Annotated in this window: 14 protein-coding genes, 1 tRNA gene and 1 pseudogene; 10 read left to right on the plus strand and 6 right to left on the minus strand. The window is 69.4% G+C overall.

Annotated elements, in window-relative coordinates; translation table 11 throughout:
• Positions 1-4: 4 nt before the first annotated feature.
• Positions 5-1,036 (plus strand): CBS domain-containing protein, encoded by a 1,032-nt coding sequence (locus BUB57_RS15095; protein ID WP_084732199.1) that lies wholly within the window; start codon positions 5-7, stop codon positions 1,034-1,036.
• Here the strand turns inward: BUB57_RS15095 and BUB57_RS15100 are convergent.
• From BUB57_RS15100 to BUB57_RS15115, 4 genes are all read right to left on the minus strand, one after another.
• Positions 1,033-1,527 (minus strand): GNAT family N-acetyltransferase, encoded by a 495-nt coding sequence (locus BUB57_RS15100; protein WP_084732200.1) that lies wholly within the window; start codon positions 1,525-1,527, stop codon positions 1,033-1,035. The two genes, BUB57_RS15095 and BUB57_RS15100, sit on opposite strands and share 4 nt — an antisense overlap.
• On the minus strand, positions 1,524-1,865 hold the full coding sequence (locus BUB57_RS15105) for a putative quinol monooxygenase (RefSeq protein ID WP_084732201.1): 342 nt from the start codon (positions 1,863-1,865) through the stop codon (positions 1,524-1,526). Before BUB57_RS15105 ends, BUB57_RS15100 begins: the two co-directional genes overlap by 4 nt.
• A 28-nt stretch (positions 1,866-1,893) precedes the next feature.
• Positions 1,894-3,453 carry a glutamine-hydrolyzing GMP synthase gene (gene guaA / locus BUB57_RS15110; protein WP_073068519.1) on the minus strand — a complete coding sequence of 520 codons (1,560 nt, stop codon included), beginning with the start codon at positions 3,451-3,453 and terminating at the stop codon, positions 1,894-1,896.
• A gap of 164 nt (positions 3,454-3,617) precedes the next feature.
• Positions 3,618-4,241 carry a thiamine phosphate synthase gene (locus BUB57_RS15115; protein ID WP_073068559.1) on the minus strand — a complete coding sequence of 208 codons (624 nt, stop codon included), beginning with the start codon at positions 4,239-4,241 and terminating at the stop codon, positions 3,618-3,620.
• 170 nt (positions 4,242-4,411) lie between these two features.
• On the opposite strand from BUB57_RS15115, the gene BUB57_RS15120 reads away from it, so the two are divergent.
• From BUB57_RS15120 to BUB57_RS15135, 4 genes are all read left to right on the plus strand, one after another.
• Positions 4,412-4,486 (plus strand) — tRNA-Val (locus BUB57_RS15120).
• Between the two features lie 185 nt (positions 4,487-4,671).
• Positions 4,672-5,301 (plus strand): outer membrane protein, encoded by a 630-nt coding sequence (locus BUB57_RS15125; protein ID WP_073068561.1) that lies wholly within the window; start codon positions 4,672-4,674, stop codon positions 5,299-5,301.
• Between the two features lie 185 nt (positions 5,302-5,486).
• Entirely contained in the window at positions 5,487-6,647 is a 1,161-nt protein-coding gene (locus BUB57_RS15130) for an isovaleryl-CoA dehydrogenase (protein WP_073068521.1), read from the plus strand.
• On the plus strand, positions 6,647-7,141 hold the full coding sequence (locus BUB57_RS15135) for a lysozyme inhibitor LprI family protein (RefSeq protein WP_073068524.1): 495 nt from the start codon (positions 6,647-6,649) through the stop codon (positions 7,139-7,141). Before BUB57_RS15130 ends, BUB57_RS15135 begins: the two co-directional genes overlap by 1 nt.
• A gap of 155 nt (positions 7,142-7,296) precedes the next feature.
• Here BUB57_RS15135 and BUB57_RS15140 read toward each other — a convergent pair whose 3' ends face one another.
• Positions 7,297-7,908, minus strand: a complete 612-nt coding sequence (locus BUB57_RS15140; RefSeq protein ID WP_073068526.1) for an OmpW/AlkL family protein — start codon at positions 7,906-7,908, stop codon at positions 7,297-7,299.
• A gap of 140 nt (positions 7,909-8,048) precedes the next feature.
• On the opposite strand from BUB57_RS15140, the gene BUB57_RS15145 reads away from it, so the two are divergent.
• The 5 genes from BUB57_RS15145 to BUB57_RS15165 all read left to right on the plus strand — a co-directional run bounded on the left by BUB57_RS15145 (position 8,049) and on the right by BUB57_RS15165 (position 13,957).
• On the plus strand, positions 8,049-9,653 hold the full coding sequence (locus BUB57_RS15145; protein ID WP_073068528.1) for a carboxyl transferase domain-containing protein: 1,605 nt from the start codon (positions 8,049-8,051) through the stop codon (positions 9,651-9,653).
• Positions 9,654-9,738: 85 nt separating this feature from the next.
• Positions 9,739-11,664, plus strand: a complete 1,926-nt coding sequence (locus tag BUB57_RS15150; RefSeq protein WP_073068530.1) for an acetyl-CoA carboxylase biotin carboxylase subunit — start codon at positions 9,739-9,741, stop codon at positions 11,662-11,664.
• Complete coding sequence (locus BUB57_RS15155; protein ID WP_073068532.1) at positions 11,661-12,314, plus strand: glutathione S-transferase family protein; 654 nt, start codon at positions 11,661-11,663, stop codon at positions 12,312-12,314. The genes BUB57_RS15150 and BUB57_RS15155 overlap by 4 nt, the downstream gene beginning before the upstream one ends.
• The gene (locus BUB57_RS15160; RefSeq protein ID WP_407670375.1) at positions 12,295-13,155 is read left to right on the plus strand and encodes a hydroxymethylglutaryl-CoA lyase; all 861 of its coding nucleotides are present in this window, start codon (positions 12,295-12,297) and stop codon (positions 13,153-13,155) included. The genes BUB57_RS15155 and BUB57_RS15160 overlap by 20 nt, the downstream gene beginning before the upstream one ends.
• A gap of 22 nt (positions 13,156-13,177) precedes the next feature.
• Positions 13,178-13,957: a crotonase/enoyl-CoA hydratase family protein gene (locus BUB57_RS15165; RefSeq protein ID WP_073068536.1), complete on the plus strand. Its 780-nt coding sequence runs from the start codon at positions 13,178-13,180 to the stop codon at positions 13,955-13,957.
• A gap of 15 nt (positions 13,958-13,972) precedes the next feature.
• On the opposite strand, the pseudogene BUB57_RS17205 reads toward BUB57_RS15165, so the two are convergent.
• A pseudogene (locus BUB57_RS17205) lies at positions 13,973-14,169 on the minus strand (transposase); the annotation flags it as partial.

A 14,169-nucleotide genomic window follows, 5' to 3' on the forward strand; every position in this document is an offset into this window, starting at 1 on the left:
GCCGATGAGCCTTCCCCAGACCCCCGCCCGGCCCGACCACGGCCCCGCCAGGAACGGCGGCCCGGACAGCGCGGCGCTGGCCGCGGAACCCGAACCGGAACCATCGCCGGGGCTGGTCGCCCGTGACCTTGCGCCCCCGCAACCTTCCGCCCCCGATCATGCTGCGGATCCTGCCTCTGCCCCGCGCGAGGCGCCGGCGCGGCGCCTGCTGGGCCGCATTCTCAAGACCCTGGTGCCGCTGGCGCCCGGCGACGACGAGCAGGGCCCCGATTCGATGATGGAGGCCGCGACCTCGGCCGAGGCGCCCAGCATCCTCAACCTGCGCCGCAAGACCGTGGACGACGTGGCGCTGACCCGCGCCGACATCGTGGCGGTGCCGGTCACCGTCGGCCTGCAGGAACTGGTCGAGGTGTTCCGCGACCACGGCTATTCGCGGCTGCCGGTCTATCGCGGCAACCTGGACGAGCCGCTGGGGCTGGTCCATCTCAAGGACCTGGCGCTCAAGCACGGCTTCGCCCCGAAGTCGGCGCCGCGTTTCGCGCTGCGCCCGCTGCTGCGGCCGCTGCTTTACGTGCCGGGGTCGATGCCGATCGGGGCGCTGCTGCAGCAGATGCAGCAGAAGCGCATCCACATGGCGCTGCTGATCGACGAATACGGCGGCGTGGACGGGCTGGTCACCATCGAGGACCTGATCGAGCAGGTGATCGGCCAGATCGACGACGAGCACGACGAAAGCGACGAGGATCTGTGGGTGCCGGAGGGCCCCGGCCAGTGGCTGGTGCTGGCCCGCGCGCCCATCGAGCGGGTCGAGGCCGAGGTGGGGCTGAAGTTGACCGGCGGCGTCTATGAAGAGGAAATCGACACGCTGGGCGGGCTGATCTTCATGCTGGCCGGGCGGGTGCCCTGCGCCGGCGAGGTGATCGCCGACGAAAGCGGCGCCGAGTTCGAGATCGTCGAGGCCGGCCCCCGCCGCATCAAGCGCGTGCGCCTGCGCATCCCCGGGCGCGAGGAAACCGAGGCGGAGCTGTCCGCCTAGCTTTCTTCCGGCGGGAGCTCGCGGGTGAAGGCGGGGGCGTAGTCCAGCCGCGCCTGCACCGGCAGATGCGGCCCCGTCGCCTGCAGATAGGGGCCGGAAAACGCGCAGTCCCACGCGACCGGGCGAAAGCCGAAACGGGCGTAATAGGCGGGGTCGCCCAGCACGATGATGGTGGCATCGGGGCGCAGGGCCTGCGCCGCGGCGACCAGCGCCGCGCCGATGCCCCGGCGCTGCTGGGCGGGGGTCACGGCCAGCGGCGCCAGCGCCAGCGCCGGAAACGGCGCCGTCACCGGGGACAGCGCCAGATGCCCGACGATGCCGCTTGCATCCTCGGCGACCAGCGACAGCGCCAGATCGCCATCGGCGCGCAGCGCCTCCACCAGCCGCGATTCCGCCGCGCCGCCAAAGGCCGCATCCAGCAGCCGGGCGATGGGCTCGATATCGGCCGGGGTCTCGGGGCGGATGGTGATCTGGGGGTGCGCCGCAGTCATGCGGCGATCCGGTGGATGTCGCGGGCGATGCCGGCGGTCGCCGCCGCCCAGTCACTGGCCGCGGTGCGGGCGCGATGCGCCGCCAGCGCCTGCTCGTCGCGGAACAGCTCTTCGACCTGCCAGACCAGCGGGTCCTCGGTCTGCGAGATCGCGAAATACAGGCACCCCGGCTCGGCGCGCGTGGCCGCGACGTGATCCTCGACATGCGCCAGCACCGCCATCAGCTCGGCCGGCCCGGCACAGACCAGCCGCCCGGACAGCGCCACCTGCGCCCCCGTCGGTTCGGGGCGGCCGCAGGCCGGGCCGTGGTGGTGATGGCCGCAGGCGCAACCGGACATGGCGCTTCCTTCCCTTAGCTGCGGGGGATCATTCCCACTCGATCGTGCCCGGGGGTTTTGAGGTGATGTCATAGGTCACCCGGTTGATCCCCTTGACTTCGTTGATGATCCGCGTCGCGGTCTCGCCCAGGAACTCGTGGGTGAAGGGGTAGTAATCCGCCGTCATCCCGTCGACCGAGGTCACCGCCCGCAGCGCGCAGGCATAGTCGTAGGTGCGCGAATCGCCCATGACGCCCACGGTCCGCACCGGCAGGATCGCGACGAACGCCTGCCAGATGTCATCGTAAAGCCCGTGGCGGCGGATCTGGTCGATATAGACCGCATCGGCGCGGCGCAGGATTTCCAGCTTTTCGCGGGTGATCTCTCCGGGGCAGCGGATGGCGAGGCCGGGGCCGGGGAAGGGGTGGCGGCCGATGAAGCGCTCGGGCAGGCCCAGCTCGCGCCCCAGCGCCCGCACCTCGTCCTTGAAGAGCTCGCGCAGCGGTTCGACCAGCTTCAGCCCCATCTTTTCCGGCAGGCCGCCGACATTGTGGTGGCTCTTGATGGTGACCGAGGGGCCGCCTGAAAAGCTGACCGATTCGATCACGTCGGGGTAGAGCGTGCCCTGGGCCAGGAATTCGGCCCCGCCCACTTCGGCGGCGTGTTTCTGGAACACGTCGATGAACAGGCGGCCGATGGTCTTGCGCTTGGTCTCGGGGTCGCTGACCCCTTTCAGCGCGCCCAGGAACAGCTCGGATTCGTCGGCGTGGACCAGCGGGATGTTGTAGTTGTCGCGGAACATGGTGACGACCTCTTCGGCCTCGCCCTGCCGCAACAGCCCGTGGTCGACGAAGACGCAGGTTAGCTGGTCGCCGATCGCCTCGTGGATCAGCACCGCGGCGACCGAGGAATCAACGCCCCCCGACAGCCCGCAGATCACCTTGCCGTCGCCGACCTGCTCGCGGATGCGGCGGATCGCCTCGTCGCGATAGCCGGCCATGGTCCAGTCGCCGGTGAACCCGGCCAGCCGCACAAAGTTTTCCAGCAGGATGCGGCCGTTGGGTGAGTGGTGCACCTCGGGGTGGAACTGCACCGCATAGAAGCGCCGCGCCTCGTCCGCGATCATCGCAAACGGGGCGTTGGCCGAGGTGCCGATTACCTGGAACCCGGGCGCCAGCGCGGTCACCCGGTCGCCGTGGCTCATCCAGACTTCCTCGCGCCCGTCCTGGAACAGCCCGGCAAAAATGCCGTCCAGCGCGTGACCGGGGGCGGGCGAGACAAAGGCGCGGCCGTATTCGGCGTGATGCCCGACCTCGACCCGGCCGCCCAGCTGCTCCATCATCACCTGCTGGCCGTAGCAGATGCCCAGCACCGGCACCCCCAGCTGGAACAGCGCCTGCGGCGCGCGCGGGCTGCCGTCGCGGGTCACGCTGTCGGGGCCGCCCGACAGGATCACCGCCTGCGGCGGGGTCTCGCGCAGCTCGGCGTCGGTGACCGACTGATAGGGGCGGATTTCGCAGAAGACCCCAAGCTCACGCAGGCGGCGCGCGATAAGCTGCGTGACCTGGGAACCGAAGTCGATGATAAGCAGGCGTTGATGCTGGGTCATGCCCGCGCTTTAGGCCCGCGCGCGCCGCCGGGCAAGGCCCCGCGCGCAACCCGTCACATTGCGGTTGCTTCGGGCGGTTCCAAATATCCCGGGGGTGAATGGCGCGGCACGCGCCAGAGGGGGCAGCGCCCCCTGACCGCCGCGCAACGGCTATCGCGGCGACCTCACGCGGGCCACAGCGCCGCCAGCGCCGCCGCCGGGTCCGGGGCCGACCAGATCTCGGGCCCGATGGCGATGAAATCGGCCACGCCCCACAGCTGCCGGACCAGCGCCGCGTCCAGCGCGCCTTCGGCCACCACGGGCACCTCGATCATCTCGGACCACCACTGGAACAGCTCGAGCTCGACCGGCTCGCCGCGTCCCAGCGCTGTGGGGCCGCAGGGGCCGAAGCTGACGTAATCCGCCCCGGCCTCGCCCGCGCTCATCCCCTCGTGGCGCGAGCCGTTGCAGAAGGCGCCGACGATGGCATCGGCCCCCAGCTCCTTGCGGGCGTAGCGCACGCCGCGGGCGCCGGTGGTCAGATGCACCCCATCCAGCCCGTGGCGCTGGACCAGCGGCAGGTGATCCTCGATCACCACCGCCACGTCGCGGGCGTGGGCCAGGTCGCGCGCCATGTCCGCCAGCCGCCCCAGTTCCAGCTCGTCGCCGATGCCGCCGGGCAGGCGCAGGCAGGCGACCGGATGGGCGTCCAGCACGTCGCCCAGCATCGGGCCCAGTTCGGCCGCCGGGATCAGCGCGGGCGCGATCAGGTAAAGCTGCGGCGCATCGCCTTGCGTATCCTCGGTCATGGCGGTCCCCTCTTGCTGGCCCCGACCCCGATAGCGCAGGCGGGGCCAGCGGGAAAGGGGCAGGGCAGAGACGCCCGTCTTGCGCCGCCCGCGCCGGCGCGGCATAAGATCCGCGGCCCGGGCGACGCCCGGCGCTGCGCTGCGGCCTTGCCACGGGCAGGCTGCACCCCGGGGCGGTAGCTCAGCGGTAGAGCGGCGGCTTTACACGCCGTTGGCCGGGGGTTCGATTCCCTCCCGCCCCACCATCCCTCTCTTTTCTACCAGCCAGGAACGGGCCGCCCCGTCGCGCACCCGGTTGCTCCCGTCATGTTGTGAGATTGGCGGATGTTGTTTGTGACCTAACGTAAGACGCGGGTGCGACATTTTTTACAATGTAATCAATAAGGTCGAATCGAATAGGCGAAACGCGCACAAAGCATTGGAGCGCGAGATGAACAACAAGGCCCTTATTGCAACCCTGATTTTTGGTGGCGCCACCACCGCCATGGCCGGTGGCTATACCGCCCCCGTGGTCGAGGCCGAGCCCGTCGTCGCCATCGCCCCCGCAGTGGACACCAGCGACTGGACCGGCTTCTACGGCGGCGTCCAGATTGGCGGGGTCGATCTTTCGCTCGGGCTGCCTGATTTCGAAGAGGAGCGCATTGACGGCCTCCATATCGGCGCCGATGGCCACCACTATGGTCTGCACGTGGGCTATCTTCGCGATTACGGCCAGTTCGTCGCCGGGGCCGAGCTGTCCTATGACAAGGCGGATGATTTCGACCTTCCCTTCAACCTCGAGGGCGAGCTGATCCGCGCCAAGCTGCTGGCGGGCTATGATTCCGGCAAGTTCCTGCCCTATGCCGCGATCAGCTTTGCCCGGCTGGATGGCGAACTCGACGGGGAAAGCTGGGACGGCACCGGATTTGGTTACGGCGCCGGTGCCAAGTTCATGGCGACCCCACGCGTCATGCTGGGGATCGAGTGGATGACCAACGAGTTCGATCTGGACGTGATCGACGGGCAGGATCTTGATCTCGATTTCGGCACGGTCAGCCTCAGCGCTTCCTACCGCTTCTGAGACCGGACCCTCTGCCTCCACGGAAGGCGCCGCCCGCGGCGCCTTTTTTCATGCGCCCGCTTCGCCCCGCAAAACCGCTTTCCCGTGCGGGCGCAGCGGTTACAGTTCCTGTTGACCGCCGCCGCCTGCTTGCGGCATAAATGCGGTAACTGAACACTCGTTCAATAACCGGGAGAGGGGTTTCGATGTTCACGCGAGGGATGGAGTTCGACCTGGGCGACGACGTGAACGCGCTGCGCGACACCGTGCACCGCTGGGCGCAGGAGCGCGTGGCGCCGATCGCGGCGCAGGTCGACCGCGACAATGTGTTCCCGGCCGAGCTGTGGCGCGAGATGGGCGATCTGGGCCTGCTGGGAATCACCGTCCCCGAGGAATACGGCGGCACCGGCATGGGCTATCTGGCCCACACCATCGCGGTCGAGGAAATCGCCCGCGCCTCGGCCAGCATCAGCCTGTCCTATGGCGCGCATTCGAATCTCTGCGTCAACCAGCTGAAGCTGAACGGGACCGACGAGCAGAAGCGCAAATACCTGCCCGGACTCTGTTCCGGCGAACATGTCGGGGCGCTGGCGATGTCGGAAGAGGGCGCCGGCTCCGACGTGGTGGGGATGAAGCTGCGGGCCGAAAAGCGCAACGGCTATTATGTGCTGAACGGCTCGAAATACTGGATCACCAACGGCCCCGATGCCGATGTGCTGGTGGTCTATGCCAAGACCGACCCCGAGGCCGGCAGCAAGGGCATGACCGCCTTTATCGTGGAAAAGGGTATCAAGGGTTTCACCCAGGGGCCGCATTTCGACAAGCTGGGGATGCGGGGGTCCAACACCGGCGAGCTGATCTTCGACAATGCCGAGGTGCCGTTCGAGAACGTGCTGGGCGCCGAGGGCAAGGGCGTGCGGGTGCTGATGTCGGGCCTCGACTACGAACGGCTGGTGCTGTCGGGGATCGGCACCGGCATCATGGCCGCCTGTCTGGACCAGGTGATGCCCTATGTCCGCGACCGCAGGCAGTTCGGCCAGCCGATCGGGAACTTCCAGCTGATGCAGGGCAAGATCGCCGACATGTATGTCGCGCTGAACACCGCCCGCGCCTATGTGTACGAGGTCGCCAAGGCCTGCGACGCGGGCAAGGTCACGCGGCAGGATGCGGCGGGCGCCGTGCTCTATGCCTCGGAGCAGGCGATGGTGCAGGCGCATCAGGCGGTGCAGGCGCTCGGCGGGGCAGGGTTCCTGAACGATAGCGTGGTCAGCCGCCTGTTCCGCGACGCCAAGCTGATGGAGATCGGCGCCGGCACCAGCGAGATCCGTCGGATGCTGATCGGCCGCGAGCTGATGGCGCTGGACTGATGCGCGCACTCGGGCCCCTTGCGTTGTTCCTGGCGCTGGCCGCGGCGCCTCTGGCCGCGCAGCCCTATGACGACCGCATCGTCGAGGCATGCCTCGCCGCGCATTGGGGCGGGCAGAACGACCGCGAATCCTGCATCGGCATCGCCGCCCGCGTCTGCATGCCGGTGGGCGAGGGCGGCGCCGAGGCCGCCATCGCCTGCCACGAGGCCGAGGCCGCGCAATGGGCCGCGATGCTGGACGAGACGCTGGCGGCGCTGCGCGCGCAGCTTGCCGAGGCAGAGGGCGCGGCCGAGGACGGCGGCGACCCCGCGCCGGTGCAGGCGCTCGACCGTGCGCAGGCGGCGTGGCAGGGGTTCCGCGACGCCACCTGCGAGCTTGACGCGCTGCGCTGGCCCGACCCCGATATCGGCCGCGCCGCCCGCGCCGAATGTGTGATGCGCCTGACCGCACGGCAGGTGTTCGAGCTGCAGTCGCGGCTGGCTGGGGCGATGTGAGGGCCGGGCAGAGGGGGAAGGGGGGCGCCATGACAGCGATATCGGCACGCCATGACCACGCCGCGCGGCAAAACTTCCGCCGGGATTTCCCCGTGCGGCCGGATATGCCCGGCCGCACGGGCAGGCGGCGCGCCGCGGGGGCGCGCCGCGCAAGCTCAGAACCGCATCACATAGGCCGCCTGCACCACCAGCGGGTCGACCTCGGCGGTGCCGATCTTGGCGCCGTTCAGATAGACGTCGCTGTCGATGTCGATCCAGCGGACCGTGGCGCGCAGCGCCGCGCGGTCGTTCAGCCACCAGTCGGCCCCGACCTGCGCCGCCAGCCCCCAGCTGTTCTTCAGGCTCAGCTCGCTGCCCGCCAGATCGCCGGTGGTCTTTTCATCCCAGAATCCGGTGAAGTTCACCCCGACCCCCGCATAGGGCTGGAACGCCGAGCCGGTGTCCCAGTGATAGTTCAGGCTGACCACCGGCGGCAGGTGCTTGACCGTGCCGATCTTGCCCAATGCCCCGACGCTGACGTCGTGCTTGAAGGGCGTGGCGGCCAGCAGCTCGACCCCGATATTGTCGCGAATGAAATATTCCACCGTGATCGAGGGGCGCAGGTCGTTGCCGACATCCACCGCCCCGGCGGTCAGCGTGCCGTTGCCGTCCTTGGGCATGACGCTGGCCAGACCCAGGCCGATGGTCCAGTCGCCCGCCGACTGGGCGGACACGGGCAGGGCAAGCGCGGAAAGGGCAAGAGCCGCAAATGGGACGATGGTTTTCATGAACTGTCTCCGTACTGTCATGAAACCGCCCTGAACCTCCTTGCCGCAATGCGGCATGATCCACATCAATCTGCGCCCCGCGCTGCCGCCGCTGCGACACCGCGCCGCAGCCCCTTGCCGTCCTGTCAGGAGCCCGCCGCATGAAACTCCGCACCACCGCCCTGCCGTCCTCGGACGGGTTCCGCGCCAACCGGCAGGCGCATCTCGACATGCTGGCGACGGTCCGCGCTGCGGTGGACCATGCCGCCGCCGGGGGCGGGCCGGATGCCACCGCCCGCCATGTCAGCCGCGGCAAGATGCCGCCGCGGGAACGGGTGGCCAACCTGCTGGACCCGGGCTCGCCGTTTCTGGAAATCGGCGCCACCGCCGCGCATGACATGTATGACGGCGCCGCGCCGGGGGCCGGGGTGATTGCGGGCGTCGGTCGCGTGCATGGGCAGGACGTGATGGTCGTGGCCAACGACGCCACGGTCAAGGGTGGCACCTATTATCCGATGACGGTCAAGAAACACCTGCGCGCGCAGGAGATCGCCGAGCAATGCCACCTGCCTTGCATCTATCTGGTCGATTCCGGCGGCGCCAACCTGCCGCAGCAGGACGAGGTGTTTCCCGACCGCGACCATTTCGGCCGCATCTTCTACAATCAGGCGCAGATGTCCGCCAAGGGCATCCCGCAGATCGCGGTGGTGATGGGCAGCTGCACCGCCGGCGGCGCCTATGTGCCGGCGATGTCCGACGTCACCATCATCGTGCGCAACCAGGGCACGATCTTCCTGGCCGGCCCGCCGCTGGTCAAGGCCGCCACCGGCGAGGTGGTCTCGGCCGAGGATCTGGGCGGCGGCGACGTGCACACCCGGCTGTCGGGCGTCGCCGACTACCTGGCCGAGGATGACGCCCATGCGCTGGCGCTGGCCCGCCGCGCGGTCAGCCACCTGAACTGCCGCCTGCCGCAGACGGTGGTCTGGCAGTCGCCCGAACCCCCGGCCTACGACCCGGATGAGATCCTCGGCGTCGTCTCCGCCGACCTGCGCACCCCCTATGACATCCGCGAGGTGATCGCCCGCATCGTCGACGGCTCGCGCTTTGATGAGTTCAAGCCGCGCTTCGGGGAAACCGTGGTCACCGGCTTTGCCCATGTCGAGGGCTGCCCGGTCGGCATCGTCGCCAACAACGGCGTGCTGTTTTCCGAAGCCGCGATCAAAAGCGCGCATTTCATCGAGCTGTGCAGCCAGCGCTCGATCCCGCTGGTGTTCCTGCAGAACATCACCGGCTTCATGGTGGGCCGCAAATACGAAAACGAAGGCATCGCCCGCCACGGCGCCAAGATGGTGACCGCGGTCGCCACCACCGCGGTGCCCAAGATCACCATGCTGGTCGGCGGCAGCTTCGGCGCCGGCAACTACGGCATGGCCGGCCGCGCCTATTCGCCCCGCTTCCTCTGGACCTGGCCGAACTCGCGCATCAGCGTCATGGGCGGCGAACAGGCGGCCGGCGTGCTGGCCACCGTCCGGCGCGATGGGATCGAGCGCAAGGGCGGCAGCTGGTCGGCCGGGGAAGAGGCCGAGTTCAAGCGCCCCACCATCGAGATGTTCGAGCGCCAGTCCCACCCGCTTTACGCCTCGGCCCGGCTCTGGGATGACGGGGTGGTGGACCCGCGCAAGACCCGCGAGGTGCTGGCGCTGTCGCTGCGCGCCAGCCTCAACGCCCCCATTCCGCCGACAAGCTTCGGCGTGTTCAGGATGTGACCATGCGATCTTCTGTCCAGAAATATCCTCCGGGGGTCCGGGGGCGGAAAGCCCCCGGTCCGGCCGCGCAATCGAAAGGCACCCCATGTTCAGCAAGATCCTGATCGCCAACCGGGGCGAGATCGCCTGCCGGATCATCGACAGCTGCCGCCGCATGGGGGTGGACACGGTGGCGGTCTGGTCCGACGCCGACCGCGGCGCCCGCCATGTCGCGATGGCCGACGAGGCCGTCCATATCGGCGGCCCGGCCCCCCGCGACAGCTACCTTCAGGGCGACCGCATCATCCGCGCCGCGCTCGACACCGGCGCGCAGGCGATCCACCCGGGCTACGGGTTCCTATCGGAAAACCCCGATTTCGTCGATGCGGTCACCGCGGCGGGGCTCGTGTTCATCGGCCCCTCGGCGGCGGCGATCCGGGCCATGGGGCTCAAGGATGCGGCCAAGGCGCTGATGGAACGGGCGGGCGTGCCGGTGGTGCCGGGCTATCACGGCGACAACCAGGACGCCGCGTTTCTGGCGCAGCAGGCGCACAACATCGGCTATCCGGTGCTGATCAAGGCCGTGGCCGGCGGCGGTGGCAAGGGGATGCGCCGCGTCGACAGCCCTGCCGATTTTGCGGCGGCGCTGACCTCGGCGCAGGGCGAGGCGCAGACCGCATTCGGCAACCCCGCCGTGCTGATCGAGAAATACGTCACTGCCCCCCGCCATATCGAGGTGCAGGTGTTCGGCGACGGCACCAACGCCGTGCATCTGTTCGAACGCGACTGCTCGCTGCAACGCCGCCACCAGAAGGTGATCGAGGAAGCCCCGGCCCCCGGCATGACGCCCGAGATGCGCGCCGCCATGGGCGAGGCCGCGGTCCGCGCGGCCGAGGCGATCGGCTATGCCGGCGCCGGCACCATCGAGTTCATCGTGGACGGAAGCCGCGGCCTGCGCCCCGACGGGTTCTGGTTCATGGAGATGAACACGCGGCTGCAGGTCGAACACCCGGTGACCGAGGCGATCACCGGCGTCGATCTGGTCGAATGGCAGCTGCGCGTCGCCTCTGGCGAGCCGCTGCCCCTGCGGCAGGACCAGCTGACCATCACCGGCCATGCGTTTGAGGCGCGGCTTTACGCCGAGGACGTGCCCGCCGGCTTCCTGCCCGCCACGGGGCGGCTGGCGCATCTGCAATTCGCCGGCAATGCGAGGATCGAGACCGGGGTGCGGCAGGGCGATTCCATCAGCCCCTGGTACGACCCGATGATCGCCAAGATCATCACCCATGGCCCGACCCGCGCCATCGCGCTCAGCGCGCTGGAAACCGCGCTGATCGACAGCGAGGTGGCGGGCACGGTCACCAACATCGACTTTCTGGTGGCGCTGACCCGGCACAAGGGGTTCCGCGCCGGCGATGTCGATACCGGGCTGATCGACCGCGATCTTGACCAGCTGGTCGACCAGTCCGAACCCCCCGCCGTGACTCGGGCGCTGGCGGTGCTGGGCGTGGCCGGGCTGCACGACCCTTCGGTGCAGGGCGGGGTCACGCTGTGGGCGCCGCTGAAGCGCACCGTCACCTGGGAGGGCGGCGAAGGCATGGTCGAGGTGCTCGGCCCCGGCCGCGCCACCGTCACGCTGGACGGCCAGCCCCATGACATCGAATGGCGGGGCGGGCGCTGGTGGGTGGACGGCAGCCCGCGCCGCTCGCGCATCGTGGCGCATGACGCTGGCGTCAGTGTCTTTGGCGGCCGCCGGGTGACGCTGGTGCCGCAGGACCCGCTGGACCGCGAGTCCGAGGCCGCGGGCGGGGGCCTCACGCTTTCCCCGATGCCGGGGCTGGTCAAGGCGGTGTTCGTCACGTCCGGCCAGCAGGTCGCGGCGGGCGACCGCCTGGCCGTTCTCGAGGCGATGAAGATGGAACACACGCTGACCGCCGCCCGCGACGGCACCGTGGCCGAGGTGCTGGCCGCCGCCGGCGACCAGGTCGAGGCCGGCGCCCCCTTGATCCGGCTGGAAGAGGACGAGACATGAGCGCATCCATTCACCTGCACCACATCCCCGGCGCCCGCAGTTTCCGCGTCGCCTGGCTGCTCGCGGAACTGGGCCTGCCCTACGAGCTGACCGAATACCGGCTGGGCGACCTGCGCCAGCCCGATTTCCTCGCCCGCTCGCCCGCCGGCAAGATCCCGGCGCTGGACATCGACGGCACCACGGTGTTCGAATCCGGCGCCATCGTCGAGCTGCTGACCGAGCGCGAGGGGCGGCTGGCCCCGAAACCGGGCGAGGTCGAGCGCGCCCCGTTCCTCGAATGGCTGCATTTCGCGGAAACCCAGGCCGCGTTCATCCAGAACCTCAATATCCAACATGTGGTGATCCGCCCGGACACCGCGCGCTCGGTGGTGACGATGAAGCTGGAAACCAAGCGGCTGGCCTTTACCGCCCGCGCGCTGGAATCGCGGCTGACCGGGCGCGAGCATATCCTGGACAGCGGGTTTTCCGCTGCCGACTGCATGTTCGGCTTCAACGTCCGCGCGATGACCCATTTCCTGCCCGCCGCCGACTATCCGGCGATCATGGCGTGGTGGGACCGGATGCGCGCCCGTCCCGCCTGCGCCCGGGCGCTGGAACGCGAGGGCGGCGACCTGTTCGACAAGGATTTCTATGAGATTCCCGATGCCTGATATCGTCATTGTCGAAGTCGGCCCCCGCGACGGGTTGCAGAACAACAAGCGCCTGATCCCGGCCGCCGAAAAGATCGCGCTGATCGACCTGCTGTCGGGCGCCGGTTTCCAGCGGATCGAGGCGACCAGTTTCGTCAGCCCGAAATGGGTGCCGCAGATGGCGGATGCGGCCGAGGTGATGGCCGGAATCACCCGCGCCCCCGGCGTGCGCTACGAGGTACTGACCCCGAACCTCAAGGGATATGAGGCCGCCCGCGCCGCCCGCGCCGACAAGGCCAGCATCTTCGCCTCGGCCTCGGAAGGATTCTCCAGGGCCAATCTGAACTGCACCATCGCGGAAAGCCTCGAGCGTTACATCCCTGTGATGGAGGCCGCCCGCGCCGACGGTATCCCGGTGCGCGGCACGGTCAGCGTGGTGACGGATTGCCCCTTTGATGGCCCGACCCCGCCCGAAAACGTCGCGCGCGTGGCGGCGGCGCTGCGCGATCTGGGCTGTTTCGAGATCAGCCTGGGCGACACCATCGGGCAGGGCCGGCCGGAAACCATCGACGCCATGCTGGCGGCGGTGCTGGAGGAGCTGCCGCCCGAGCAGCTGGCCGGCCATTACCACGACACCGCCGGCCGCGCGCTGCAGAACATCGACGCCAGCATCGCCCGCGGGCTGCGGGTGTTCGACGCCGCCGTGGGGGGGCTGGGCGGCTGCCCCTATGCCCCGGGGGCCGAGGGCAACGTTGCCACCGAAAAGGTCGCGGCGCATCTGGCGGCGCAGGGGTTTGAGACCGGGCTGGACATGGCGCTGCTGCAGCAGGCGGCGGCAATGGCGCAGGGGATGCGCGGCTGAGGCCGCCGGAAAGGACGCAGCGATGGAAACCCTTCGGATCGAGACCGATGCCCGCGGCATCGCCACCCTTTGGCTGGCCCGCCCCGACAAGCACAACGCGCTGTCGGCGCAGATGATCGGGGAACTGACCGCCGCCGCGGCGCAGCTTGGGGCGGACCCGGCGGTGCGGGTGGTGGTGCTGGCGGCCGAGGGGCGCAGCTTCTGCGCTGGCGGTGATCTGGGCTGGATGCAGCAGCAGATGGCGGCGGATGCCGATACGCGGCGCGCGGGCGCAAGGGCGCTGGCGGCGATGCTGAATGCGCTGAATGAACTGCCCAAGCCGCTGATCGGCCGCGTCCACGGCAACGCCTTTGGCGGCGGCATCGGGATGATGTCGGTCTGCGACGTGGCGGTGGGGGCGCGCGGGGCCAGGTTCGGGCTGACCGAAACCCGGCTGGGGCTGATCCCCGCCACCATCGGCCCCTATGTGATCGCCCGCATGGGCGAGGACCGCGCCCGCCGCGTGTTCATGTCCGCCCGCATCTTCGATGCCGCCGAGGCCGAGGCGCTGAACCTGCTGGCCTACACCGTCGATCCCGACGATCTGGACGCCGCTGTCGAGGACGAGATCGCCCCCTATCTGGCCACCGCCCCCGGCGCCGTCGCCGCCGCCAAGCGCCTGGTCCGCGCGCTGGGGCCGCGCATCGACCCGGCCGCGATCGAGTTGTCCGTCGAGGCGCTGGTCTCGGTGTGGGAGGGCGACGAGGCCCCCGAGGGGATCGGCGCGTTTTTCGACAAGCGCAAGCCGCGCTGGCAGCTTTAACGGGCGGCGGCAGCGCTAGGCTGCGGACTCATAATTCCGCATCCAGAGCCTTGAGCATGCCATGAGGGCGGCGGCGAGGTAGTTTTGCGCTGTCTTTTCATATCTGGTGGCGATCTATCGGAACTGCTTGAGCTTGGAGAAGAACCTCTCCACGAGGTTGCGCTGGCGGTAGAGGACCGGATCGACCTGCCGCTGCACCTTGCGGTCGCGTT

This window comes from Paracoccus solventivorans (genome assembly GCF_900142875.1).
GTDB lineage: Bacteria > Pseudomonadota > Alphaproteobacteria > Rhodobacterales > Rhodobacteraceae > Paracoccus > Paracoccus solventivorans.